This is a genomic window from Bailinhaonella thermotolerans, assembly GCF_003594875.1.
In the GTDB taxonomy this organism is placed as follows: domain Bacteria; phylum Actinomycetota; class Actinomycetes; order Streptosporangiales; family Streptosporangiaceae; genus Bailinhaonella; species Bailinhaonella thermotolerans.
On record NZ_QZEY01000014.1, the window covers coordinates 205,011 to 228,299 of the forward strand.

Sequence of the window (23,289 nt, forward strand, 5' to 3'; positions counted from 1 at the left end):
ATGGGAGGTTGTGTCCGGATGCGCGCCCTTCGTGCTGTCGCCCTGCTGATGACGGTGACGCTGGCCGGCGCCGCCTGCGGCTCCGGGGACCCGCCCCCGGAGCGCGTACGGCCGGCGGCGACGCGTGCCGGGTCCCCGGCCCCGGGGGCCGCGCCCGTGGCGTACACGGTGCGGGGGATGGCCGGGTTCTACGTCGCGGAGCCGTTCAGGATCGACGTGAAGGCGGTGGAGCGCGGGCCCGGCGTCACCGTGCTGCGGATGGAGATCACGAACACGGGCGGCGGGGACGCGCGAGGGCATTTCGGCGCGGGCGGCTCGCCCAGCGACTTCTCGGCGTTCCGGCTGCTCGATCCCGTCGGCCGGAAGATCTACCACACGCTGCGCGAGAACGACTGGAACGGCCTGGCGTTCGGCACCCGGCACACGCTCGCGGGGACGGGGTTCCCCGAGGACTTCGCGCCGGGGGTGCGGTACCCGGCCGAGGTGTACTTCCCGCCGCTGCCGCCCGAGGCGAGGGCCGTCACGGTCGCGCCCGGCATGGGCTTCCCCCCGATCACGGGCGTCCCGGTCAAGGACGGCGGGGCCGCCCCGGTGGCCAGGCCGCGCGGTACGGCGGAGCCGAAGGCCGGCGAGGCGTTCCAGTGGCCGGTGGTACCGCCGTCGGGGAAGGTCTGGTCGTGGGCGGCCGACCTGACCGAGCTGGTGGAGACCCCGCGGAAGACCACCACCCAGGAGGGCGCGACCGAGACCGTGGGGCTGCGGACCGACGTGTTGTTCGCGTTCGACAAGGCGACGCTGAGCCCGGAGGCGGCGGCCGTGCTCGACGAGGTGGCCGAGGAGACGCGGCGGCGCGCGGACCCGGCCAGACCGCCGATCCGCATCGTGGGCCACACCGACGACAAGGGCGGCGACTCCTACAACCTGGCCCTGTCGCTCAGGCGGGCCCAGGCCGTCAGGGGCCACCTGGCGGCCCGCCTCGGCACGGAGTACCGGTACAGCCCCGAGGGCAAGGGCGAGACCGCGCCGATCGCCGCGAACCGGCGGCCGGACGGCTCCGACAATCCCGAGGGCCGGGCGCGGAACCGCCGCGTGGACGTGTCGTACACCATCAGGCGGCACGGCGCGGGCACGACCACGACGGAGCCGGCGGTCACCGGCCGGATCCGCGGGTCCACACTGGGCCCCGCGCGCTTCCGGGCCACGCCGGGCGCGCCGGTGGCGTCGTTCGACTGGGCGCCGGTCAGGGAGCGGGAGCTGCGCGTGGACGTGCTGCCGTTCTACCGCGACGGGGCGTACCTGGTGGCGTGCTTCGACGTCACCAACAAGTACGGGGACGGCTTCAGCCTCGCTCAGCCGCAGCCGTTCGCGAAGGGGAGCCACGACTTCTCGAACGGGGCGAGCCTGCGGGCGTTCACCCTGCTGGACCCGGCGACGCGGGCGCGCTACCACCCGGTCAAGGCGGGCGGTTCCTTCGTCGAGAACGTGGTGGGCGCGCTGGACCCGGGCGAGACGACGCGCGCCTACGTCTACTTCCCCGCGCCGCCGGACGACCGCACGTCCATCGACCTGGACGTGGCCGGGCTGGGCCGCCGCACGATCCCGATCGTCCGCTGAGGGCCGACCGGGTACGGCGGGGCGCGCGCACCCGGCGCGCACCGGCTCGGCCGCCGCCCGCCGGGCCGGACCGGCGCGCGCCCAGCCCTACCGGACCGGCCCGCGCTCCGCCCTGCGGGACGGGTCCGCGCCCCGCGCCCGCCGTACGGAGCCGCCGTACGGAACCGGCCGGTGGCTTCGCCGTGCGGGAAGCGCTCGAATGGGGCCTCGGGGGGCGAACGGGGGCGACACATGGGGGTGATCGGGGGCGGGTCGTGGCGGGGAGGCGGGCGGGTCCGGGAGAGTGGGGGCATGACCTCTTCTCGGATGCGGCCCGTGTTCGACCTGACCCCGGCGCGGTGGGTCGTGGACGGGGTCGGCGACTTCGGAGCCGGGGTGGGCGCGCTCGTGCCCGCCGGATTCGAGCGGTACGCCCGGATCCTGTACCCCGCGACGCGGGACGACGACCGGCCGGTGCGGTGGGCGGACGTGGCCGCCTGGGCGGGGCGGACGCTGCATCCGCGCGCGCAGTTCGCCTCGATCAGCCGGCCCGCCCCGGGCGCGGGGACCGGCGACCCGCCCTTCGACGAGCCCCCGGGGGCCGGGGACCCGCGGCCGGAGCTCCTGACCGCGTTGTGCGAGGTGCTCGCCCGGCACACGCGTACGGCGGAGCGGTGCTGGATCTGCCTGTGGGACGGGTACGCCTTCCTGCAGCCGTCCGCGTGGGGCTCGATCGTGGCGTTCATGACGGAGGAGAAGCCCGGCGAATGGTCGGCGGGGCCCGACGCCGGGGACTCCCTGGAACTGACGGCCTCGCTCGCCCCCCCGGACGAGGACGAGGGCGAGGGCGCGGGCTCGGACTCGGGCTCGGCCGGCGGCCCGGCGGGCGAGCCGCGCGAGCCCGGTGACGCCCCGTTCCCGCCGGAGGTGCTGAACGGGCCCAAGGTGGAGCTGCCCGGCCGGGAGTACATCCTGCTGGAGGGGCCGCTCGACGCCGTCCGCGAGCCGGACTGGGACGAGATCTGGTCCCAGGCGCCGAACCTGTTCTGGCCGGACGACCGGGCGTGGTGCGTGAATGTGGAGATCGACCTGGACTCCGCCTACCTGGGCGGGCCGGCCGCGCTGGTCGAGGACCTGCTGGCCGACCCGCGCCTGGAGGCGTTCCCGGTCGAGATCACCGATCCGATCACGTTCGGCTCCGACGACGTGAACCGGTGATCAGTCCCGGGGCCTCCACCACTCCTTCAGGACCGTGAACCCGATGTGCAGGCCGAACTTCGCCCATTCGAGAACGGTTCTGATCTTCCAGTAACGCGACTCCTGGTCGCTGAATCCCTGGTCGCTGAACCCCGTTGGCGGCACTGTGGCCTCCCCCCGTGTCCGATCCCCCGGAGGTCGCCTGGCACTCCCTCCTCGGAAGGATGTGCGAGCAACGCGGGGAATGTGAGGCTCGGTACATTCCCGCAGGTCAGCACGTTATAGGTAGCTAAAACGGAAGGTTTCTATAACCCCGGCCGGAGGCGGTTGAGGGTAGATGGTTGCTAAATCCCCGGAAGGTCCGGATTCATACCTCCAAGCGGCATCCATCCGGGTTGGCAGGGGCCTGACCCGGATCGGGGCCGCGGGTCCGCAGGGCCCGCGCCGGTCCCGGGCCCGGTCACCCCTCCTCGAACACCGGCTCGGCGTGCGGCTGTCCCCGGAACTCGTGGAACCCCGGCACCGAGGCCATCGCCACCGCCGCGTCCCACAGCCGACCGGCCTCTTCCCCGCGCGGCACCCGTGAAACCACCGGCCCGAAGAACGCCGCCCGCGTCCCGTCCGGGCCGGTCACCGCCGTCACCGGCGTCCCCGACCCCGGCAGCAGCGCCATCGCCTCGGCGTGCGACGCCCGCACGACCCCGTCGTACTCCTCGCTCATCCCGGCGGCGGCCAGCTCGCGCGGCAGCCCGGCGTGCTCCAGCGAGCCCTCCAGGTCCCCGAGCCAGTCGCCGGACCGGCCGACGGTCCACAGCGCGGTGTAGAACCTCCCGAGCGCCTCCTGCCCGTACCGCTCCCGCACGGCGGCGCAGATCCGCACCGGCACCCACAGGTAACCCTCCGGGTCCCCCTCGGGGTCGTCGTCCCGCCCCTCGTTCAGCACCGACAGGCTCATCACGTGCCACCGCACCTCGGCCCCGCGCGCCCCGGCCGCCTCGACCAGCCACCGCGACACCAGCCAGGTGTACGGGCACGAGGGATCGAACCAGAAGTCCGCCGTCCACCGCCGCTCCGCGCTCATCCCCCCATGATCCTTCCTCCGCCCCCGCGCCACAAAGCCCGCGCCCGCCGTACGGCCTGAGCCCGCGTACGCCATGAGCCCCCGGTACGGCCCGCGCCGGGGAAGCCCCGCGGGCCGTACGGCATGAGCCTGGTCCGGCATTCGCCGTACGGCATGAGCCTGAGCGGTGGGAGGGGATGTGCGCGCGTGGACTGTCTTCTGATCTTTGCTGTATATAACAGCGATATGTCGGAATCGCTCCTGGTGGGTCGCTACCGCCTGCTCGACGTCGTCGGCGCGGGCGGGATGGGCTCGGTGTGGCGTGCCCGGGACGAGCTGCTGGGGCGGCAGGTGGCGGTCAAGGAGGTACGGCTGCCGCCGGGCGCGGCGCTGTCCTCGGAGTCCGTCGAGCGGACCCTGCGCGAGGCGCGGTCGGCGGCGCGGCTGAACCACCCCGGGATCATCACGGTGCACGACGTGGTGGAGTCGAGCGGGCGGCCGTGGATCGTGATGGAGCTGGTGGACGGGCACGCCCTGGAGGCGGTGATCCCCCGCTCGGAGACGCAGGCGGCCAAGATCGTCCTGAAGGTGCTGGACGCGCTGGAGGCCGCGCACCGGGCCGGCGTGCTGCACCGCGACATCAAGCCCGCGAACATCCTGCTCAGCGATTCCCGCGTGGTGCTGACCGACTTCGGGATCGCGGTGGCCGAGGAGGATCCGAGTCTCACGGCCACCGGGCAGATGCTCGGCTCGCCCGCCTACATGTCGCCCGAACGGCTGCGCGGGCGCCCGGCCACCGCCGCCGCCGACCTGTGGTCGGTGGGCGCGACGTTGTACGCGGCGGTCGAGGGCGTCCCGCCGTTCCAGCGGGAGAGCCTGCCCGCGACGCTCGCGGCGATCGTCAACGCCGAGCCCCTCACGTTCTCGCGCGCGGCCGGCCTGCGCCCGGTCATCGGGGGGCTGCTGCATCCGGACCCGGCGCTCCGCCTCACGGCCGAGGCCGCCGCGGAGGAGCTGCGCCGCTTCGTGGCCGCCAACGACGCGGCGGGGTCTCCGCATCTCCAGGCCGTGCCGCACCTGCCGGGCGCGCCCGTCCTGGCCGTCGTGGACGGCGTGCCGCACCTCGCGAGCGCCCGGCCCACCTCCGCCGCCGGGGCCGCGGCCGGGACGGATGCCCCCACCCCTCCCGATGGGACGGCCGCGGCGGGCGAAGAGCCCGCGGAGGCGGCTCCGGGAGCGCGAGCGCGCCCCGGGCGGGCCGTACGGGCCGCGCGCGCCGGTCGGGTGCCCGGGGGCCGGAGGCGGCGGCGCGACCCGGAACGGTCCCGGCGCGGCGTGGTGCTGGGCAGCGTGGCGACCGTCCTCGTGCTCGCGGCGGCCGGCCTGGCCGGGCTGACCCTGGGCGGCGACGAGGACCCCGGGGACGGCGCGAAGGCCGGGCCGTCCGCGACGGCCGCCCCGCCGGCGGGCGAGCGGCCGAGGGGGAGCGCGGCGGGGGCGGACGCCTCCCGCCTGCCCGGTTCGGGCGGCAAGACGGGCGGCGACCGGGGCGCGACGCGGAGCCTGCCGGAGCTCACGGCGTACCGGGACGACGACCGGGAGTTCACCCTCAAGGTGCCCAGGGAGTGGGGCAGCGTCGAGGTGCGGGACACGGACGGCGTCCACGTGTTCTTCGACGACGAGGGCGCCGAGGCGGGCGACTGGCGGCTGGAGGCGCAGTCCGGCGACCTGGAGCGCGCCGGGGGCACGGCCTTCTCCGAGCTGGAGCGGTGGCGGAAGGAGCACCTGCCCGCGCCCGGCGGCCGGCGGCCCGCGGAGGAGTCCCTGGTGGAGTCGGACATGCCGCCGGGCTGGACCCGGGCGGACTGGCACGCGACCTACACGCTCAAGGACGGCGGCCGCAGGTTCGTCTTCGCCCGCATGCTCGTCAGCGAGGCGACGGAGCGGCGGATCGTCGTCGCCCTCACCGCGACGGGGGTCGGGCGCGAGCAGGAGAAGAGGTTCCAGGCCCTCGCCGACGCGGTGGGGGGCTCCTTCGGCTTCCTCTGATCGGCGTCCCGGCGGCCGGCGTCCCGGCGGCTCTGGCCGCTCAACGCGGCCATGGCGGCTCAACGCGGCCCTGGCTCAGCGTGGCTCTGGCGGCCCCGGTGGCCGGACGGCCGGGCGCGGGACCCGTGCGGGGCGGGGCCGGGGGCGGGGCGATCGCGCCGGGGGTCAGGCCAGGGCGGCGGCGATGTTCCTGGCCGTGCTCAGGAGCGGGCTGACCAGGCGGGGGAGCTCCCGGGACCGGTGGCTGGACAGGACCACGCCGACGGCGGCCACGGGGTGGCCCTCGACGAGGATCGGGGCCGCCGCCGAGCAGGAGCCGACGGTCATCTCCTCGTACGTGAGGGCGTAGCCCTGCGCGCGGATCGCCGCCAGCTCGCGGGACAGGCGGCCCGGCTCGGTGACGGTGTGGGGCGTGGGCCGCTCCAGGGTCCGGGACAGGTAGGAGGCGATGAACCAGTCCTGCTCGTACGCCAGCAGGGCGCGTCCCACCCCGGTCGGATGCATGGGGAGGCGGCCCCCGGGGCGGGAGACGATGGGGACGGCCCGGCGGCCGTACACCTTGTCCAGGTAGAGGACCTCCATGCCGTCGCGGACCGCGAGGTGGACGTTCTCGCCGGTGGCGGAGAAGAGTTCGAGCAGCCAGGGATGGGCGGCCCGCTGGAGCCTGCCCGGGGCGAGCTGGCCGAGCTCCCACAGGCGCGGCCCGACGCAGAAGGATCCGTCGGAGGTACGGCGCAGCGCCCGCCCGGCCTCCAGTTCCGCCACGAGACGGTGGGCGGTGCTCAGGGCCAGCCCGGAGCGCCGGGCGATCTCGGTCAGGGTGAGGCGGCGGTGGTCGCCGTCGAAGGCGCTGAGGATGGCGAGGACGCGGGACGTCACCGACCGCCCCGGTTCGCGCGAACCGCCGGACATAGCGGGATTATGGGGGACTCTTCCGTCCAGTGGAAGCGGGCCCTCCGCCGCGCCCCGCCGTACGCGGAATGCTGGGGCCATGCGAACTCAGGTCGGAATCATCGGCGCCGGGCCCGCGGGGCTCCTGCTGGCGCACCTGCTGCACCTGCGCGGCGTCTCCTCCGTGGTGCTGGAGCTGCGGAGCCGGGAGTACGTCGAGCGCCGCGTGCGCGCGGGCGTGCTGGAGCAGGGCACGGTGGACACGCTGGTCGAGGCGGGCGTGGCGGACCGGCTGCTGCGGGAGGGCCTGCGGCACCACGGCATCGAGCTGCGGTACGGCGGGGCCGGGCACCGCGTCGCCTTCGAGGACCTGGTGCCCGGCCGGGCGATCACGGTGTACGGCCAGCAGGAGGTGGTCAAGGACCTGATCGCGGCGCGGCTGTCGTACGGCGGCGACATCCGGTTCGAGGTGGAGGACGTGGCGGTCCACGACATCGGCACCGCCTCGCCGTACATCACCTTCGGGGACGAGCGGCTGGACTGCGACTTCCTGGCGGGCTGTGACGGGTTCCACGGGATCTCCAGGCGGGCCATACCCGAGGGGGTCCTGACGGAGTATGAGCGCGACTACCCGTTCGCGTGGCTGGGCATCCTGGCGCGGGTCAAGCCGTCCTCGGAGGAGCTGATCTACGCGCGCGACGACCGGGGGTTCGCGCTGCACAGCATGCGGTCGCCGGAGATCAGCCGCTTCTACCTCCAGGTCGGCCCCGACGAGCGGCTGGAGGAGTGGCCGGACGAGCGCGTCTGGGCGGAGCTGAAGGCCCGGCTGGAGACCGTGCCGGGGTTCACGCTGGCCACCGGCGAGATCATCGAGCGCGGCGTCACCCCGATGCGGAGCTACGTGGCCGAGCCCATGCAGTACGGCAGGCTGTACCTCGCCGGGGACGCCGCGCACATCGTGCCCCCGACCGGCGCGAAGGGGCTGAACCTGGCGGTCGCCGACGTGCGAGTCCTGACGGAGGCGCTGGCCCGCTTCTACGAGGACGGCACGACGGACCTCCTCGACGGCTACTCGGAGACGTGCCTGTCGCGGGTCTGGCGGGCCCAGCACTTCTCCTGGTGGATGACGACCCTCCTGCACACGTTCGACTCCGACGACGCCTACGGCCGCCGTCTCCAGCGCTCCCACCTCGACTACGTCACCTCCTCCCGCGCCGCCGCCACCACCCTCGCCGAGAACTACGTGGGCCTCCCCTTCGACAGGCCGTGACCCTGCCCCCACCCATCCCGTGATCGTGCGTTTCCGCCCGGCCCCTCCCCGGCCGGAGCCTGGCGTGGTGCCGGCGTGGCGGCGGAATCGCGAGATCACGGGCGGGAGGGGACGGGGCGCAGGGCACAGGGCGCGGGGCGGAGGCGGGAGGCCCCGGGGGTGGGGAGGCGTCCTTCGGAGGGGGCCGGGGTCAGGTGGGGGAGAGGGCCGGGAGGAGGGTGGCGACCAGGATTTCGGGAGCCTCGGCGGGAGTGAGGCGGCCGGCGTCGACCTCCAGGGCGGCGGCGTGGAGGGTGCTGTAGACGACGGTGATGAGCCAGTCGCGGGGGAGGTCGGCGCGGATGCCGCCCTCCTCGCGGCCCCGGTCGATGAGGCCGGCGACCAGGCGCATCGGCGCGTCGTGGTGGGCGCGCATGCGCTCGGCGCCGAGGACGCGGGCGGCGGCCGTGTGGAGGCGGCGGTACCGGTCGAGGACGGGCCACGCGCGGCGGATGACCTGGGCGAGGGCGTCGCGGGCCGGGAGGCCGCCCGGGGGCTCCGCCTCCGCGAGCACGGCGTTCGCGTCCTCGATCGCGCGGGTCATGACCGCGTCGAGCAGGTCCTCCTTGCCCGGGAAGTGGGTGTAGAGGGTGACCCGGCCGACCCCCGCCGCCCGCGCCAGCTCGCTCATGTTCACGTCGCCGCGCTCGCTCACGGCGTCCAGCGCGGCGTCCAGGATCGCCGCGATGCTCCGCTCGGCGTCCGCCCGCCGCCGCCGCTCGGCCGTACGGGCGGCGGAGCGGCGGGGGGCGCTGTCGTTGGCCATGGACAGAACGATATGGCCTGTTCAGTGGGCGAAGATCGGGCCGTCGTGCGCGGGCGGGCGGCCCTTGGGCAGCAGGACGGACGCGGCGAGCGTGACGGCGGCGGCGATCACGGCGGCGGCGAGGTAGGCGTCGCCGAACGCGGACGCCGGCGCGGCGGCGGTGGCGACGGCCGGGGCGGCGGCCGTGGACATGATCGCCACGCCCAGGCTCGCCCCCAGCTCGTGCCCGGTGTTGATCAGCCCGGAGGCCAGGCCCGCCTCCTCGTGCGACACGTGCGACATCGCCGTGGTGGTCGCGGTGACGAAGGCCGCCCCCAGCCCGAGCCCGGTGAGCGTGAACCCCGGCTCCACGTCGGCGAGCACGTCCGGTGCGGCGGGCAGCCGCGACAGCAGCCACAGCCCCGCCGCCGCCAGCAGGAACCCGGCGGCGGCGACCGGACGCGCGCCGGTCCGCGGGATCAGCCGCCCCGCGAGGTGCGCCCCGGCCACGGTGGCGACGGCGACGGGCAGGAACGCGAACCCGGTGCCGAGCGCGCTCAGCCCCGCCGTGTGCTGGAGGTACTGCGAGGTCAGGAAGAACGCCGACAACAGCAGCGCGGACGCGCCCAGCATGACCAGGTTCCCCGCGACCACCGGCCGTCGGGCGAGCAGCGCGAGCCGTACCAGCGGCTCCGCCGTACGCCGCTCCACCAGCACGAACACCCCGGCCACCGCGATCCCGGCGAGCAGCGGCACGGCGGCGGACGCCCAGCCGCCGTCACCCGCGCGGACGAGCCCGTAGATGACCAGCGCGGTGGCCCCGGTCACGAGGAGCGCCCCCGGCAGGTCGATGCCGCGCCGCCCGGGCCGCCCGGGCCGCGCGGCGTCGCGGCGCACGAACACCGGCACGAGGCCGGCCACCAGCGCCCCGACGGGCACGTTCACGAAGAACGCCCACGACCAGCCGGGCCCGGAGGTGAGCACGCCGCCGAGGAGCACCCCGGCGGCCGCCCCGCCGCCGCCGATCGCCGCCCACACGCCGAGCGCGCGGTGCCGCTCCGCGCCGTGGAACGTCGTGGTCACGATGGACAGCGCCGCCGGGGAGAGCAGCGCCGCGCCCACGCCCTGTACGGCTCGCGCGGCGATCAGGCCGGCGCCGGACCCGGCGACCCCGGCGGCGAGCGACGCGGCGGTGAACAGCACGAGCCCGGCGAGGAACACCCGCCGCCGCCCCAGCAGGTCGGCCAGCCGCCCGCCGAACATCAGCAGCCCCCCGAAGAGCAGCGTGTACGCGGTCACCACCCAGGTCACCGCCTCCCGCCCGAGCGCAAGATCCGCCCCGATGGCGGGCAACGCGATGTTCACCACGGTGACGTCCAGGATCACCATGAACTGCGCCAGGCACAGCAACCCCAGCACCCACCACCGCCCCGCCCCCACGGCCGCCGCTTCCCCGTGCGGGTGCTGGTGGTGCCCCCCGGAATGACCCGTCATCATCCCCACTCCTTAACTCGAACACTGATGTTCGCGTTAAGGTAACACAGGAATCCGAACAGGTATGTACGGCTTGAGCGAACGCCACCGCACGCCAGCCCGGCGCGGCTCACCGCCCTGTGGGGTTTAGGGGGGTGGGTGGGGGATAGCAGCGGGGGCAGACGCGGGAGGAGGCGCTGGGTGGGGGGTTGGGTGAGCGTGCCGGCGGTGGGGCTGGGGGTGGGCGCGGTGGTCGCGGGGGTGTACGCCTTGGGCGCGTTGCTCGCCCCTCGCGGCCTTGGCGGGGGTGGGGCCTTCCTCTCGGGGGAGCGGGCCCGGGAGCACGCCCTGTCGCGGTTTCACGTGCGGTGGTACGTCGCGACGCTGGTCTTCCTCGCCTTCGACATGGAGATGGTGTTCATGTACCCGTGGGTGCTCGTCGTCGCGGAGATGGGCGTGGCCGCGGTGGTCGAGATGTTCGTCTTCCTCGCGCTGCTCATGGTCGGGGTCGTGTACGCCTGGCGGGAGGGGGCGTTCGAGTGGGCCTGACGCGGTTCCTCCTCCGCCAGGGCGCGCGGCGGCCCCACGTGCTGCTCGTGACGGCCCCCGGAGGGACTCGCGCGCGCGTCCTCGCCGAGGCCGAGCTGGCCCGCCGCCGCTGGCCCGCCGCCCTGTCGCCCGCCGCCGCGAGCGTCCTCCTCACCTGTGGCGACCCCGCCCCGGACCTGGCCGACGCCCTCTCTCGCGTCTGGAACCAGCTCCCCGGCCCCCGCGCCCGCGCCGCCCTCCCCGCCACCGCCACCGCCGACGACATCACCGCCGCCCTCGACGCCGCCGCCACCCACCTGACCCACCCCGGCGCCGACGCCCGCTCCGGCGGCGCCGCCCCTGACGGCCCCGGCCTTCCCCGCGACGAACGCCCCCAGCACCACCACGGCCGCCCGGCCTCGGACGAGGCCGAAGGGCATCACCCGCACTCCTGGCCCGGCGGCCACCCCCGCCAGGACGCCCCGCAGGGCCAGCACACAAGCCCCGCCAACGCCGCCGCCGCTCACGACGGCCATGCCGGTCACGACCATCCTCGTCGCCACAGTCGCACCGATCACGAGGGCCCCACCCGCCACGGCGATCACCGAGACCATGGCGATCACGAAGACGATGGAGACCCTGAAGGCCGCGACGGCCACAGCGACCATGCGGGCCGCCGTGACCACCCGGGCGACGAAGCCCACGAGACCCACGATGCCCACGGAGGCCACGAGGAGCACGAAGGCCACGGGGGCCACGGGGGCCACGGGGGCCACGGGGGCCACGGGGGCCACGGGGGCCACGGAGGCCACGGAGGCCACGGAGGCCACGGAGGCCACGGAGGCCACGGCGGGCATGAGGGGCATGAGGGGCATGAGGGGCATGAGGGGCATATGGCGGGGATGGCGCCGGGGGGTCTGCCCATGGCGGGGCGGGCGGGGGACCGGGATGGGCTGAGGCTGGACGTGCTGCACGTGCCGCTCGGGCCGGTGCTGGCGGACTGGCCGGCGGGGCTGGTCGTCGAGCTCGTGCTGCAGGGGGACGTCGTCCAGGAGGCGGCGGTACGGCCGGAGGCCACGGCCACCGCCGCGGCCACGGCCGGAACCGGAGCCGGAACCGGCGACGGCGGGGACCGCACGGGGTCGTACTGGGACGAGCCCTGGCTGCGGGCGCGGTCGGGGGAGGCCGTGACCGTCGGGGAGGGGGAGCGGCGGCGGGCCGCGGCGCATCTGGACTCGGTGGGGCGGCTGCTCGCGGTGGCCGGGTGGGAGCGGGAGGCGTCGCGGGCGCGCCGGATGCGGGACTCGCTGCTCGGCGGCGGCGGCGGAGGCGGGAGCGGGGGCGGCGGGGGCGGCGGCGCGGGGTCGCGCCGGGAGTTCGCGGCGTTCGCGCGCCGGGTGCGGCGGTCCGCGGTGCTCCGCTGGATGCTCCGCGGGGTGGGCGTCGTCGAGGCCGCGGACGTGGCGTCGTACGGGATCACCGGGCCCGCGGGGACGCCGGGGGACGCGCTGGCCCGGCTGGGGACATGGCTGGACGGGATCGGCCGCGCGCTGGGGCGGCTGGCGGACGAGAGGCCGCTGACGGGCGAGGACGGCCCCCGGGGGCCGGTGGGGGAGGCGCCGAGCGCGGCGCTGCTGGCCGCGCTGCCCGCGCTGCTGACCGGGGCCGAGCTGGCGGCGGCGCGGCTGATCGTGGCGAGCCTGGACCCGGACCTGGAGCAACTGGCGGCGGCGCGTGTCTAGCGTGCTCGCGTTCGCGGCCGTCCTGCTCGCCCTGGCGTACGGCGCGGCGGCGTTGCGGGCGGTGCTCTCGCCGGAGGGCGCGGGGGCGGCGCGGCCGTGGCGGGAGGCGGCCCGCCCGCTGCGCGAGGTGGCGCGGCTGCTCACCCAGCGGCGGCGGCGGACGCCGCTGCCGGACACGACGCTGATGCGCGCCGGGATCGTCACGCTGCCGGTGGTCGCGGCGCTGGCGGGCGTGGTCGTGCCCCTCGGCGGGGAGCCGGTCGCGGACCTCGGCGTGGGGGTGGTGTGGTTCAACGCGATGGAGGTGTGCGGCTGGGCCGCGCTGTGGCTGACCGGCTGGGGCGCGAACTCGGTGTATCCGCTGGTCGGCGGGTACCGGTTCCTGGCGCAGGGGATCGCCTACGAGCTCCCGCACATGTTCGCGCTGATGGCGCCCGCGCTGGGGGCGGGGTCGCTGCGCGTGGGGGAGATCGTCGCGGCGCAGGAGAGGGTGTGGTTCGCGGTGACGATGCCGGTGGCGTTCGCCGTCTACCTGGTGTCGGCGCTGGCCATGGCCTTCTGGGGGCCGCTGGGCCAGCCGCTCGGGGCGGACGTCGCGGGCGGGGTCCCGGCGGAGCTGTCGGGGCCGGACCGCCTGGTCTTCCTCGCCGGGCGGTACCTGCTGCTCACCGTCGCGGCGGCGATGGCCGTGCCGCTGTTCCTCGGCGGGGGAGCCGGGCCGCTGCTGCCCGCGTGGGCGTGGTCGCCGGTGAAGACGGCGGCAGTGCTGGCGCTGCTGGTGTGGGCGCGGGGGCGGCTGCCGGTGGTGCGGGTGGACCGGTTCCTGGCGTTCGGGTGGCTGGCGCTGATCCCGCTGGCGCTGCTGCAACTGCTGGGCGTGTCGGTCATGGTGGTGGCCGGTGGCTGAGGCGGTGGCCTTCTGGGCGCTGGCGGTCGCGGCGGTGGCGGGCGGCGTCGCGGTGTTCGTGGTGGACTCGATGGCGCGGGCGACGTTCGCGCTGCTGGCGTCGTTCCTCTGCGTCGGGCTCGCGCTGCTGCTGATCGACCTGGCCTACCTGGGCGTTCTGGTCGTGCTCATGATGGTCATGGAAATGATGATCATGGCCGTCTTCATGATCATGTACATGATGAACCCCGCCGGGTTCATGCCGATGACCATGGTCCACAACCACCGGGGCGCGCTGGCGATCTCCGGCGCGGTGTTCGCGCTGCTCGTCGCGGGGATCTTCCTGACTCCGTGGCCGGCCCGGCGCGGGGTCCCGGCCGCCGACCCCACCCGCGACCTGGGCATGTCGATCATGGGACCGAAGATGCTGGTCATGATGGTCGTCGGCCTGGCGATCCTGGCCACGATCGTCTCCGCCGTCGTGCTCGCCGCCGACCGCGGCCGCTACGACCGGTACGGCGACCGCCCCCGGGGCCGGTGAGCGCATGGGCCTTGAGGCGTACCTGCTGCTCGCCGCCGCGCTCTTCGCCGTCGGGCTGTACGGCGCGCTGTCCCAGCAGTCCGTCGTCATGCTGATGATGGGGCTGGAACTGATGATCAACGGCCTGCTCGCCGCCGGGGCCGCCTTCTGGTACTTCCTCGCCCCCGGGACCGCCGACGGCCAGGTGCTGCTGCTCGTCGTGATCACCGTCATGGCGCTGGAGATGGCGATGGGCTTCGCCGTCGTCACCGCGATCTTCCGGGCGCGCGACGTGGACACCACCGACGACGCGGGGGACCTCAAAGGATGAACGCGTGGCTGCTGCCCGGCGTCCCGGCGGTGGCCGGGGCGGCGCTCGCCGTCGCGGGCCGCCGCGCCGACCGGGCCGCGCCCGCCCTCGGGGCGCTGGCCGCCGCCGTGACCGTCGCGCTCGCGGTCGCCGCCGCCGTGACCCGGCCCGCCGGAACCGTGCGCCTCGTCGGCGGGTTCGCGTCCGGCCTGGCCGTGGACGGGCTGTCGGCGGCGCTGGCGGTGACGGTCGCGGTGGCCGCGTTCGCCGTGCTCCTGTTCGCCACCGGGGACCGCCCGGGCGCCGAGGCCCGCTTCACCGGCCTCATGCTGATCTTCACGGCGGCCATGCTGCTCACGGTCACCGCCACCGACCTCCTGCTGCTGCTCATGGGCTGGGAGGTCATGGGCGCCATGTCGTACGCCCTGATCGGCTTCTGGTGGCGCGACCCCGGGCGCGTCCGGGCGGGCGGCCTGGCCTTCGTCACCACCCGGGCCGGGGACCTGGGGTTGTACGCCGCCGCCGGGTTCGCCGTCGCCGGGGCCGGGGGGCTGGAGCTCGCCGGGCTCGCCGGGGCCGCGCGCCCGTGGCGGGACCTGGCCGCGGCGGGGATCGTGCTGGCCGCGCTGGGCAAGTCCGCCCAGCTCCCGTTCTCCTTCTGGCTCTCGCGCGCGATGGCCGGCCCCAGCCCGGTGTCCGCGCTGCTGCACTCGGCCACGATGGTCGCCGCCGGGGCGTACCTCCTGCTCCGCGTCCAGCCCCTCCTCGCCGCCACCGGCTGGGCCGCCACCCTGGTCGCGTGGGCGGGCGCGCTCACCGCCCTCGCCCTGGGGCTGGTCGCCCTGGCCCAGCGCGACCTGAAGCAACTGCTCGCCGCCTCGACCTGCGCCCAGATCGGCTTCCTGGTGCTCGCCGCCGGGGCCGCCGCGATCTCGGCCGGAGCCGCCCACCTGGCCGCCCACGCCGCCGTCAAGAGCCTCCTCTTCCTCTGCGCCGGCGCCTGGCTCGCCACGCTCGGCACCGAGTCCCTGGCCGCCCTGCGCGGCGCCGCCCGCCGCGACCGCCTCGCCGGCCTCGCCTTCGCGGCCGGCGCCCTGTCCCTCGCCGGGATCCCGCCCCTGGCCCTGTGGGTCACCAAGGGCGCCGTCCTCACCGCCGTCACCCCCCTCTCCCTCCCGCTGTACGGCGTCGCGCTCGCCGCGTCCCTGACGGCCGCCGCCTACTCCGCCAGGGCCCTCCTCATCCTCTGGGCGCGGCCCGCCCCGGGCGCGCCGGCGGGCCCGCCCCGCGACCGGCGGGCCGGGGCGGCACCGCTCCCCGGGTCTCCGCCTCGCCTCAGAGCGCGCGGGATCTCCCCGGCGGGGCGCGTCTCCCTGGCGGGGCTGGCGCTGGGGGCGCTCGGGTTCGGGGCGGTCGCGCTGCCGCCGGTGGCGGACGCCTGGTCCCGGCTGACCGGCTCCCCGCCGCGCGGCGAGTTCGTCTCGCCCGCCGAGCTCGCCGTCTCCGCCGTCCTCGCCCTGGCCGTCCTCGCCGCCGTCGCCGTACGGCGTCATGCCCGCCCGGCGCCCGCCGCCCCGCCCGCCGTACGGCACGGCGACGCGCGGCCGGACGCCGTACGGCACGGCGACGCGCGGAGGGCCGGGCGGCATCGCGGGGACCGGGCGGGAGCCGTACGGCGCGGGCGGACCGGCGGCGGGACGGCGGGCGGCGGGTGGCAGGCCGGGCGGTATGGGCGGTATGGGCGGTATGGGCGGCGGGCGCTGGGGGAGTGGTTGTGGCTGGAGCGGGCGGCGGTCGCGGTGGCGTGGCGCCCGCTGCCGGCGGTGGCGCGGGCGCTGGCCTGGGTGGACGACCGGGTGATCGACGGGGCCGTGCGGGGCGTGGCCCGCGCGGCGGTCGCGGTGGCCCGGGTGTCCGGGCGGGAGGGGGAAGGGGTGCTCGACGGGGTGGTGCGGGGCGTCGCGGGGGGCGTGGCCTGGCTGGGCGGGGTGGCGCGGCGGCCGCAGACCGGGCAGGCGCACACCTACTTCGCGCAGGCGGCGGTGGCGCTGGTCGTGCTGGCCGTGGTCATCGGGGCGGTGGGCGCGGCGTGCTCTCCGTAGCGATCTTCCTGCCGCTGGCGGCGGCGTGCGTGCTGGCTGCGCTGCCCCGGCTGGGGGCCTCCGCCGCGCGCGCCGTCTGGATCCTGGTCTCGGCTGCCGTCCTCGGGCTGGCGGCGGCGATGTGGGCGGGGTATCCCGGCGGCGTCGCCTACGAGCAGCGGCTGCGATGGATCCCGTCGCTGGGGGCGGGCTACCACGTGGGCGTGGACGGGATGTCCCTGCCGCTGGTCGCGCTGACCGCGCTGCTGTTCCTGGTCTGCGCCGTCTACACCGGCCGCGACACGCCCCGGATGCCGGCCTACGCGGCGTTCTTCCTGTTCCTTGAGGCCGTGTCGCTGGGGCTGTTCGCGGCGCTGGACCTGCTGCTGTTCTTCGTGTTCTTCGACCTGTCGATCGTCGGGATGTACTTCGTGATCGTCGGCTGGGGGCACGGCGACCGGGCGAGGTCGGCCCTCCGGTTCTTCCTCTACACGTTCCTCGGCTCGCTCGCGCTGCTGCTCGGGTTCATCGGGCTGTTCCTCGGCGGCGGCACGTTCGACCTGGTGGAGCTGGCCGCGCGCCCGCCGTTCCGGGCCGAGCCGGGGATCGCGGGGCTGGTGCTGCTCGCGGTCGGGATCGGGTTCGCCGTGAAGACGCCGGTCGTGCCCGTGCACACGTGGCTGCCCCCGGCGCACACCGACGCGCCCGCCGCCGGGTCCGCGATCCTGGCCGGGATCCTGCTCAAGATGGGCGCGTACGGCCTGGCGCGCGTGGCCCTGCCGGTGCTCCCCGGCGCCTGGCAGCGGCACGCCTGGGTGGTGATCGCGATCGGCGTGGTGAGCGTGGTCTACGGCGCGTTCGTGGCGCTGGCGCAGCGGGACCTGAAGCGGCTGATCGCCTACACCTCCGTGAACCACATGGGGTACATCGTGCTCGCCCTCGGCGCGGCCGGGCTCGCCGCCGGGGACGAACGGGCGCGGGACCTGGCGGTGACCGGCGCGGTGACGCAGATGGTCAGCCACGGGCTGGTCACCGGGGCGCTGTTCCTGCTCGCGGGCGTGGTGTGGGACCGGGCGCACGACTACGACCTGACCCGGCTGGGCGGGCTGGCCGGGCCCGCGCCGGTCCTCACCGCGCTCACGGCGGTGGCGGCGTTCGCCTCGCTCGGGCTGCCGGGACTGTCGGGGTTCATCGCCGAGTTCCAGATCTTCGCCGGGGTGATCGGCACCGGGATCCCCGGCGCGGCGGTGGCGGGCGCGATCGCGGTGGCCGGCGTGCTGGTGACGGCCGCGCTGTTCCTGCGGGTGCTCCAGCGGGCCTTCCTGGGCGGCCCCGGCGAGCTGACCGCGCGCTTCACCGACGTGCGGCCGCGCGAGCTGCTGGCCGTCGCGCCGCTGCTCGCGCTGTCCCTGGCGGTGGGCATCGCCCCGCGCCCCCTGCTCGACCTGGTGGAGCCGGCCGCCGCCGCCGTCGTCACCCTCGTGAGCCGCTGATGGCCGCCACCGAGACCGCGCGGCGGCCCGGCGCGGCGCCCGCGCGCCCCGGCCGCCGCACCCCGCCCGCCGTACGGCCCGGGGGCGGGGCGTGACCGAGAACCCGCTCGATCTGCTGCCCGAGCTGCTCGTGCTCGCGGGGGCGGTCGCCGGGCTGCTCACCGGGTCCTTCCTGGCCCGCGAGCGGCAGCGGGCCGTCGCCTGGATCTGCGGGCTCGCCCTGGCCGCCGCGCTCGCCGCGACCGGGCTCGCCGCCGGGCGTCCCGACGGCATGGCGTTCGGCGCGTACGCGCTGGACCCGATCACCCACACCGCCCGCGCCGTCGTGGCCGGGTCCACCCTGCTCGTGCTCGTCCTCGCCGCCCCGTGGGCACGGGGGAACCGCCGCGAGAGCGAGCTGTACGCGCTGTGCCTGCTCGCCGCGCTGGGCTCGATCGCGCTGGCCGGGGCGGACGACCTGCTCGTGCTCGTCGCGGCGTACCTGCTGGCCGGCGTCCCCGGCTACGCCCTCGCCGGGTTCGCGAGGGACGCGCGGGGCACCGAGGCCGCGCTGAAGTACTACCTGATGGGCGCCTTCCTCGGCGTCCTCATGCTCGCCGGCGTCACCCTCCTGTACGGCCTGAGCGGCGTCACCGCCTACCGCGACCTGGCCGGACGCCTCGGGCAGGCCCCGGCGGCGGCGGTCGGCTGCGGCCTGGTGCTCCTGCTCGCGGGGCCGCTCACGAAGGCCGGGGCCGTGCCCGCGCAGTTCTGGGTGCCCGACGCGGCGCAGGGCGCGTCCCGGCCGGTCGCCGCGTTCCTCACCACCGTCCCCAAGATCGGCGCGTTCGCCGCGCTGTACCGGCTGGCCGCCGAGCCGTTCGCGGGGATCGAGGGCTGGCGGGTCGCGCTGGCGCTGGTCGCCGCCGCGACGATGACGCTGGGCAACCTGGCGGCGTTCCGCCAGGACGACGCGCGCCGCCTGCTGGCGTACTCCACGATCGGCCAGGCCGGGTACATCCTCGTCCCGGTCGCGGCCGGAGGTCCCCTGTCGGCCCCCGCCCTGCTCTTCTACCTGGCGGCCTACGCCGTCACGAACGTGGGCGCGTTCGCGGTCGTGGTCGCCGTGGGCCGCGACCGCCTGGCGGACCACGCCGGCCTGGCCCGCCGCGCCCCCGCCCTCGCGCTCGCCCTGGCCGTCTGCCTCCTCGGCCTGGTCGGCACCCCGCCCACCGCCGTCTTCGCCGCCAAGGTCCTGGTCATCGCCTCCGCCTGGGAGTCCGGCCTGGCCTGGCTGGCCGTCCTCCTCGTCCTGAACACCGTCGCCAGCCTCTTCTACTACCTCCGCTGGCTCACCCCCGCCTTCCGCGCGGCCCCCGCCGCGCCGCCGGGGCCCGCCCGGTCCTTGGAGGATCCCGGGCGCTCACCGCGCCCCGCCGCCGGGCCGTACGGCGTGGCCGTCCTCGCCGCCGCGGCCTCCGTGCTCCTGGGCGTCGGGGCCGGGCTCTTCCTCGCCTAGCCGGGCCGGGGAAGGCCGGCCGGTACGCGGACGCGGGCCCGGCGATCCGCCAGGGTTCGCGTGACCATGCCGGGCGGGCGATCTCGGACGCGCCGGGTTTTCCGGCATGCTGCTGGACATGCGGGACTTCTACGACGTGGTGTTCGGGCGGCGGGACGTGCGGGGGCAGTTCACGGGGGAGGAGGTGCCGGAGGACGCGCTGCGGCGGGTGCTCGCCGCCGCGCACGCCGCGCCCAGCGTGGGGCTGTCGCAGCCGTGGGACTTCATCCTGGTGCGGGATCCGGGCACCCGGAAGGCGTTCGCCGAGCACGTCGAGGGGGAGCGGCGGGTGTTCGCGGCGTCGCTGGAGGGGGAGCGGGCCGCGCTGTTCGAGCGCATCAAGATCGAGGGCGTCCGGGAGTCCACGTTGTCCGTCGTCGTGACGTACGACGCGGGCCGGGGCGCGCCCGCCGTCCTCGGGCGGCACGCCATCGACGACGCCGGCCTGTACTCGGTCTGCCTCGCGGTGCAGAACCTGTGGCTGGCGGCGACCGCCGAGGGCCTGGGCGTGGGCTGGGTGTCGTTCTACCGCGAGGAGTTCGTGCGCGACCTCCTCGGCATCCCCGCGGACGTGCGGCCCGTGGCCTGGCTCTGCCTGGGGCCCGTGACGCACGTGGAGCGGACGCCGGACCTGGAACGGCACGGCTGGCGGCGGCGGTCCGCCGTCGAGGACCACATCCGGCTCGAACGGTGGTCCTGACGGCCGCCCGCCGCGCCGGACGTGACCGGCGGGGCCTCCGGCCGCGCCGGACGGGATCGGCGGGCTCGCCGCCTCACGGCCGCGGGCCCGCCGCCCGCCAGACGCGGAAAGGGGCCCACCGCCCGCCGGACGCGGAAAGGGGCCCGCCGCCCGCCGGACGCGGAAAGGCGGCCCCGCCGAGGCTCCAGGAACGCCTCGGCGGGGCCGCCTTCCGGGATCCGCCGGGTGTGGGTCAGCAGCAGTCGGAGTTGTCGGCGGCGGCGGGACCGGCCGTGGTGACGGTGACGGCGGCGGCGACACCGGCGGACATCAGGACGGCGAGGATGGCGGCGGCGAAGCGACGGCGCATGATCTTCTCCTTGGGCGGGGCGGGACCGACACCCCGAATGCTGCCGGGCGGCGCCGCGGCCGGATTGGCGATGCGCGCGCGAACACGTGTCAATCCGCGCATGAAGACGGCCGGAGCCGGTCAGCCTATGGACAGGAAGTCGCTGATGAGCTTGCGCCACTCGTCCGGCCGCTCGATGAAGGGGAGGTGGCCGGTGGCGATCTCGGTCAGCTCGGCGTTGGGGAGGGCGGCGGCCACCGCGCGGTGGTGGTGCGGCTCGACCAGGCGGTCGTAGGCCGTGGAGATCACCAGGGTGGGGGCGGTGATGCCCGGGGCGTCGGCGGAGACGTCGGCGCGGGAGGCCAGGTCGGCGTGCTCGGCGCTGCCGGGCGGCAGGGTCGCGGCGGCGCCGTCGATGACGGACTCCAGCTCCTCGGCGCTCAGGGCGTCCAGCGCGGGGGCGCTGAAGTTGATGGGGACGAGGGTCCTGGCCAGCGTCGCGTGGTCGCCCGAGCGGTAGAGGTCGCGCCAGACCTCGGCGGCGAGCCGGAACCGGTGGTCGGGGCGCAGGTAGGCGGCGGTCAGCACGAGCCTGGTCACCCGCTCCGGATGGCGTGCGGCGGTGCGCATCGCGACCAGGCCGCCCAGGGAGTACCCGGCGATGGCGAACGTGTCCAGGCCCTCGGCGTCGGCCGCGGCGACGAGCTGGTCGGACAGATCGTCCAGCTCCAGCGGCCGGTCGGACCGGGGCGTGGCGCCGGTGCCCGGGTAGTCGATCGCGACCACCGTGTGGTCCTGGGCGAGGCCGTCCAGGATCGGGCCGAAGTTGGCCTCGACGCCCCCGCCGGCGCCGTGGGCGAGGAGCAGGCCGGGACCGGAGCCGCGAACGGTGCGTGCGTAGGCGGTCATGGGAACCCTCCGGGAAAGATCTGTAGTGATCGATACGAAAAGGACCGTAGCACACCTCCCGCCAATTTTGTAACTGCCGCTATAGAATGGGCGCCATGACGAAGACGCAGGGCCGGCCGCGGGGGTTCGACCGGGACGCGGCGCTGGAACGGGCGATGATCGAGTTCTGGAGCCGGGGGTACGAGGCGACCTCGATCGCCACGCTCACCTCGGCCATGGGCATCAACCCGCCCAGCCTGTACGCCGCCTTCGGCGACAAGCGCAAGCTCTTCCACGAGGCCGTCGAACGGTACGCCGGCACCCACGGAATGGTCACCGTGCGCGCCCTGGCCGAGGAGCCGGTCGCGCGGGACGCGATGGCGCGGCTGCTGCGTGAGGCCGCCCGTGTCTACTCCGACCCCTCGCACCCGCCCGGCTGCCTGGTGATCACCGCCGCCGTGAACGTCACGTCGGAGGAGGTCAAGGCCGAACTCCGGGAAGGCCGCGCCGCGAGCAAGCGGGCCTTCGAGCAGAAGATCCAGGCGGACGTCGACGCGGGCCGCCTCCCCCCGGACACCGACGCCCACGCCCTGGCCACGTACTACGCCGCCGTGGTGCAGGGCATGTCCACCCAGTCATGCGACGGCGCCACCCGCGAGGAACTGGAACAGGTCGCGGACCTGGCGATGCGCGCCTGGCCCGCCTGAGGCGGGGTCGTTCCCGGGGTGCGCCGGGGCCGGATCGGGGGCGGGTGGGGTCCGAAGAGGGGGCGTTCCGGGCACGATGGACGTGTCGCGGCCCCGTTCACGCGGTAGGTGTCCGGGGGAATCACCGGAGCACGGCCTGGCGCGGGGGAGGCGAGGCGCATGGGACACGGCCACGGCCACGGCCAGGCCGGGGTGACCGCCGCCGGGCGGCACCGCGCCCGCCTCGCGATCGTCCTCGCCCTGACCTGCGTCGTCCTGGTGGTCGAGGTCGTGGGCGCCCTGGTGTCGGGCAGCCTCGCGCTGCTCGCCGACGCCGGGCACATGGCCACCGACGCCGCCGGGATCGCCATCGCCCTGTTCGCGATCTGGATCGGCGCCCGCCCCGCTAGCGCCCGCCGCACCTTCGGCTACCAGCGCGCCGAGATCCTGGCCGCCGCGATCAACTCGGTGGTGCTGCTCGGCCTCAGCGTCTACATCCTGTACGAGGCCGCGGGCCGCCTCCTCGACCCCGAACCCGTCGGCGGCCCCGTCATGCTCGCCGCGGCGGTCACCGGCCTGATCGCCAACGCCGTCGGCCTGGCCCTGCTCCACGGCGGCCAGTCCGAGAGCCTGAACCTGCGCGGCGCCTATCTGGAGGTGCTCGGCGACCTCCTCGGCTCCATCGCCGTGATCGCCGCCGCCGTCGTCATCGCCCTCACCGGCTGGACCTACGCCGACCCCGCCGTCTCCATCGCCATCGCGCTCCTGATCGTCCCCCGGGCCTGGCGCCTCCTCCGCGACGCCGTGGACATCCTCCTCGAAGCCGTCCCCAAGGGCGTGGACCTGGACGAGGTCCGCCGCCACCTCCTCTCGGTGGAGTCCGTCACCGACGTGCACGACCTGCACGCCTGGACCATCACCTCGGGCGTCCCCGTCCTGTCCGCCCACGTGGTGGTGGACGAACGCTGCCTGTCGAACGGCGACTTCGGCCGGGTCCTGGACCTTCTCCACCAGTGCCTGGCCGGCCACTTCGACGTCGAGCACTCCACCCTCCAACTGGAACCCGCGGGCCACATCCACCACGAAGGCGCCCGCCACGCCTGACCCGGCTCCGGTACGGCCGGGGGCGGTGGGTGCCGGGGTATGCGCAGGCGAAGGCCCCCGCTGCCGGGTGGTTCCGGTGGCGGGGGCCTTCGCGTGCGGGTGTGTGGGGGGTGACCTCGGGGGGTCAGCTGTTGGTGTGGGCGTAGGCGCCGGTGGAGAAGGGCTTGGG

Annotated in this window: 21 protein-coding genes; 15 read left to right on the forward strand and 6 right to left on the reverse strand. The window is 75.8% G+C overall.

Annotated elements, in window-relative coordinates; genetic code table 11:
- Positions 1-18 precede the first annotated feature (18 nt).
- Positions 19-1,614 carry an OmpA family protein gene (locus D5H75_RS29065; protein ID WP_202638598.1) on the forward strand — a complete coding sequence of 532 codons (1,596 nt, stop codon included), beginning with the start codon at positions 19-21 and terminating at the stop codon, positions 1,612-1,614.
- A 291-nt stretch (positions 1,615-1,905) separates the two neighbouring features.
- Complete coding sequence (locus D5H75_RS29070) at positions 1,906-2,811, forward strand: hypothetical protein (RefSeq protein WP_119929745.1); 906 nt, start codon at positions 1,906-1,908, stop codon at positions 2,809-2,811.
- On the opposite strand, the gene D5H75_RS41995 is transcribed toward D5H75_RS29070, so the two are convergent.
- Both D5H75_RS41995 and D5H75_RS29075 read right to left on the reverse strand, forming a co-directional pair.
- Positions 2,812-2,955 carry a hypothetical protein gene (locus D5H75_RS41995; RefSeq protein ID WP_202638599.1) on the reverse strand — a complete coding sequence of 48 codons (144 nt, stop codon included), beginning with the start codon at positions 2,953-2,955 and terminating at the stop codon, positions 2,812-2,814.
- A gap of 295 nt (positions 2,956-3,250) precedes the next feature.
- Complete coding sequence (locus D5H75_RS29075; protein WP_119929746.1) at positions 3,251-3,871, reverse strand: mycothiol-dependent nitroreductase Rv2466c family protein; 621 nt, start codon at positions 3,869-3,871, stop codon at positions 3,251-3,253.
- Positions 3,872-4,096: 225 nt separating this feature from the next.
- Between D5H75_RS29075 and D5H75_RS29080 the strand changes: the two genes are divergently transcribed.
- Complete coding sequence (locus D5H75_RS29080; protein WP_202638600.1) at positions 4,097-5,899, forward strand: serine/threonine-protein kinase; 1,803 nt, start codon at positions 4,097-4,099, stop codon at positions 5,897-5,899.
- A 165-nt stretch (positions 5,900-6,064) separates the two neighbouring features.
- Here the strand turns inward: D5H75_RS29080 and D5H75_RS29085 are convergent, their stop codons facing one another.
- Positions 6,065-6,811, reverse strand: coding sequence for an IclR family transcriptional regulator (locus tag D5H75_RS29085; RefSeq protein WP_119929748.1), 747 nt, complete (start codon positions 6,809-6,811; stop codon positions 6,065-6,067).
- Between the two features lie 79 nt (positions 6,812-6,890).
- Here D5H75_RS29085 and D5H75_RS29090 point away from each other — a divergent pair, with 79 nt between their 5' ends.
- Positions 6,891-8,060, forward strand: a complete 1,170-nt coding sequence (locus tag D5H75_RS29090) for a 4-hydroxybenzoate 3-monooxygenase (protein ID WP_119929749.1) — start codon at positions 6,891-6,893, stop codon at positions 8,058-8,060.
- A 190-nt stretch (positions 8,061-8,250) separates the two neighbouring features.
- On the opposite strand, the gene D5H75_RS29095 is transcribed toward D5H75_RS29090, so the two are convergent.
- Positions 8,251-8,865 (reverse strand): TetR/AcrR family transcriptional regulator, encoded by a 615-nt coding sequence (locus tag D5H75_RS29095; protein WP_119929750.1) that lies wholly within the window; start codon positions 8,863-8,865, stop codon positions 8,251-8,253.
- A 21-nt stretch (positions 8,866-8,886) separates the two neighbouring features.
- Positions 8,887-10,341 (reverse strand): MFS transporter, encoded by a 1,455-nt coding sequence (locus D5H75_RS29100; protein WP_202638601.1) that lies wholly within the window; start codon positions 10,339-10,341, stop codon positions 8,887-8,889.
- Positions 10,342-10,680: 339 nt separating this feature from the next.
- Here D5H75_RS29100 and D5H75_RS43555 point away from each other — a divergent pair, with 339 nt between their 5' ends.
- The 9 genes from D5H75_RS43555 to bluB all read left to right on the forward strand — a co-directional run bounded on the left by D5H75_RS43555 (position 10,681) and on the right by bluB (position 20,114).
- On the forward strand, positions 10,681-10,866 hold the full coding sequence (locus D5H75_RS43555) for an NADH-quinone oxidoreductase subunit A (RefSeq protein WP_242454591.1): 186 nt from the start codon (positions 10,681-10,683) through the stop codon (positions 10,864-10,866).
- On the forward strand, positions 10,857-12,587 hold the full coding sequence (locus tag D5H75_RS44315) for a hypothetical protein (protein WP_277949979.1): 1,731 nt from the start codon (positions 10,857-10,859) through the stop codon (positions 12,585-12,587). The genes D5H75_RS43555 and D5H75_RS44315 overlap by 10 nt, the downstream gene beginning before the upstream one ends.
- Entirely contained in the window at positions 12,580-13,494 is a 915-nt protein-coding gene (locus D5H75_RS29120) for a complex I subunit 1 family protein (RefSeq protein ID WP_202638602.1), read from the forward strand. The genes D5H75_RS44315 and D5H75_RS29120 overlap by 8 nt, the downstream gene beginning before the upstream one ends.
- On the forward strand, positions 13,487-14,014 hold the full coding sequence (locus tag D5H75_RS29125; protein WP_119929753.1) for an NADH-quinone oxidoreductase subunit J: 528 nt from the start codon (positions 13,487-13,489) through the stop codon (positions 14,012-14,014). Before D5H75_RS29120 ends, D5H75_RS29125 begins: the two co-directional genes overlap by 8 nt.
- A gap of 4 nt (positions 14,015-14,018) precedes the next feature.
- The gene (nuoK, locus tag D5H75_RS29130) at positions 14,019-14,324 is read left to right on the forward strand and encodes an NADH-quinone oxidoreductase subunit NuoK (protein ID WP_119929754.1); all 306 of its coding nucleotides are present in this window, start codon (positions 14,019-14,021) and stop codon (positions 14,322-14,324) included.
- Positions 14,321-16,405 (forward strand): proton-conducting transporter transmembrane domain-containing protein, encoded by a 2,085-nt coding sequence (locus tag D5H75_RS29135; RefSeq protein WP_119929755.1) that lies wholly within the window; start codon positions 14,321-14,323, stop codon positions 16,403-16,405. Before nuoK ends, D5H75_RS29135 begins: the two co-directional genes overlap by 4 nt.
- Entirely contained in the window at positions 16,393-17,877 is a 1,485-nt protein-coding gene (locus D5H75_RS29140; protein ID WP_119929756.1) for a complex I subunit 4 family protein, read from the forward strand. The genes D5H75_RS29135 and D5H75_RS29140 overlap by 13 nt, the downstream gene beginning before the upstream one ends.
- A gap of 91 nt (positions 17,878-17,968) precedes the next feature.
- On the forward strand, positions 17,969-19,375 hold the full coding sequence (locus tag D5H75_RS29145) for an NADH-quinone oxidoreductase subunit N (RefSeq protein WP_119929757.1): 1,407 nt from the start codon (positions 17,969-17,971) through the stop codon (positions 19,373-19,375).
- A 106-nt stretch (positions 19,376-19,481) separates the two neighbouring features.
- Positions 19,482-20,114, forward strand: a complete 633-nt coding sequence (bluB, locus tag D5H75_RS29150; protein WP_119929758.1) for a 5,6-dimethylbenzimidazole synthase — start codon at positions 19,482-19,484, stop codon at positions 20,112-20,114.
- Positions 20,115-20,583: 469 nt separating this feature from the next.
- Here bluB and D5H75_RS29155 read toward each other — a convergent pair whose 3' ends face one another.
- Positions 20,584-21,351, reverse strand: a complete 768-nt coding sequence (locus D5H75_RS29155) for an alpha/beta fold hydrolase (protein ID WP_119929759.1) — start codon at positions 21,349-21,351, stop codon at positions 20,584-20,586.
- Between the two features lie 95 nt (positions 21,352-21,446).
- Between D5H75_RS29155 and D5H75_RS29160 the strand changes: the two genes are divergently transcribed.
- A complete protein-coding gene (locus D5H75_RS29160) occupies positions 21,447-22,037 on the forward strand; it encodes a TetR/AcrR family transcriptional regulator (RefSeq protein WP_119929760.1) in 591 nt (196 codons plus the stop codon).
- A 159-nt stretch (positions 22,038-22,196) separates the two neighbouring features.
- Positions 22,197-23,120, forward strand: coding sequence for a cation diffusion facilitator family transporter (locus tag D5H75_RS29165; RefSeq protein ID WP_119929761.1), 924 nt, complete (start codon positions 22,197-22,199; stop codon positions 23,118-23,120).
- Positions 23,121-23,289: the final 169 nt, after the last annotated feature.

Excerpts from the sequence above, each read along its gene's own strand:
- D5H75_RS29070 (WP_119929745.1), top strand. The coding sequence starts at position 1,906 with ATGACCTCTTCTCGGATGCGGCCCGTGTTCGACCTGACCCCGGCGCGG.
- D5H75_RS29100 (WP_202638601.1), bottom strand. The coding sequence starts at position 10,341 with ATGATGACGGGTCATTCCGGGGGGCACCACCAGCACCCGCACGGGGAA.
- D5H75_RS29075 (WP_119929746.1), bottom strand. The coding sequence starts at position 3,871 with ATGAGCGCGGAGCGGCGGTGGACGGCGGACTTCTGGTTCGATCCCTCG.
- D5H75_RS29085 (WP_119929748.1), bottom strand. The coding sequence starts at position 6,811 with ATGTCCGGCGGTTCGCGCGAACCGGGGCGGTCGGTGACGTCCCGCGTC.
- D5H75_RS29165 (WP_119929761.1), top strand. The coding sequence starts at position 22,197 with ATGGGACACGGCCACGGCCACGGCCAGGCCGGGGTGACCGCCGCCGGG.
- D5H75_RS29090 (WP_119929749.1), top strand. The coding sequence starts at position 6,891 with ATGCGAACTCAGGTCGGAATCATCGGCGCCGGGCCCGCGGGGCTCCTG.
- nuoK (WP_119929754.1), top strand. The coding sequence starts at position 14,019 with ATGGGCCTTGAGGCGTACCTGCTGCTCGCCGCCGCGCTCTTCGCCGTC.
- D5H75_RS29155 (WP_119929759.1), bottom strand. The coding sequence starts at position 21,351 with ATGACCGCCTACGCACGCACCGTTCGCGGCTCCGGTCCCGGCCTGCTC.
- D5H75_RS29065 (WP_202638598.1), top strand. The coding sequence starts at position 19 with ATGCGCGCCCTTCGTGCTGTCGCCCTGCTGATGACGGTGACGCTGGCC.
- bluB (WP_119929758.1), top strand. The coding sequence starts at position 19,482 with ATGCTGCTGGACATGCGGGACTTCTACGACGTGGTGTTCGGGCGGCGG.
- D5H75_RS29160 (WP_119929760.1), top strand. The coding sequence starts at position 21,447 with ATGACGAAGACGCAGGGCCGGCCGCGGGGGTTCGACCGGGACGCGGCG.
- D5H75_RS29095 (WP_119929750.1), bottom strand. The coding sequence starts at position 8,865 with ATGGCCAACGACAGCGCCCCCCGCCGCTCCGCCGCCCGTACGGCCGAG.
- D5H75_RS29080 (WP_202638600.1), top strand. The coding sequence starts at position 4,097 with ATGTCGGAATCGCTCCTGGTGGGTCGCTACCGCCTGCTCGACGTCGTC.
- D5H75_RS29135 (WP_119929755.1), top strand. The coding sequence starts at position 14,321 with ATGAACGCGTGGCTGCTGCCCGGCGTCCCGGCGGTGGCCGGGGCGGCG.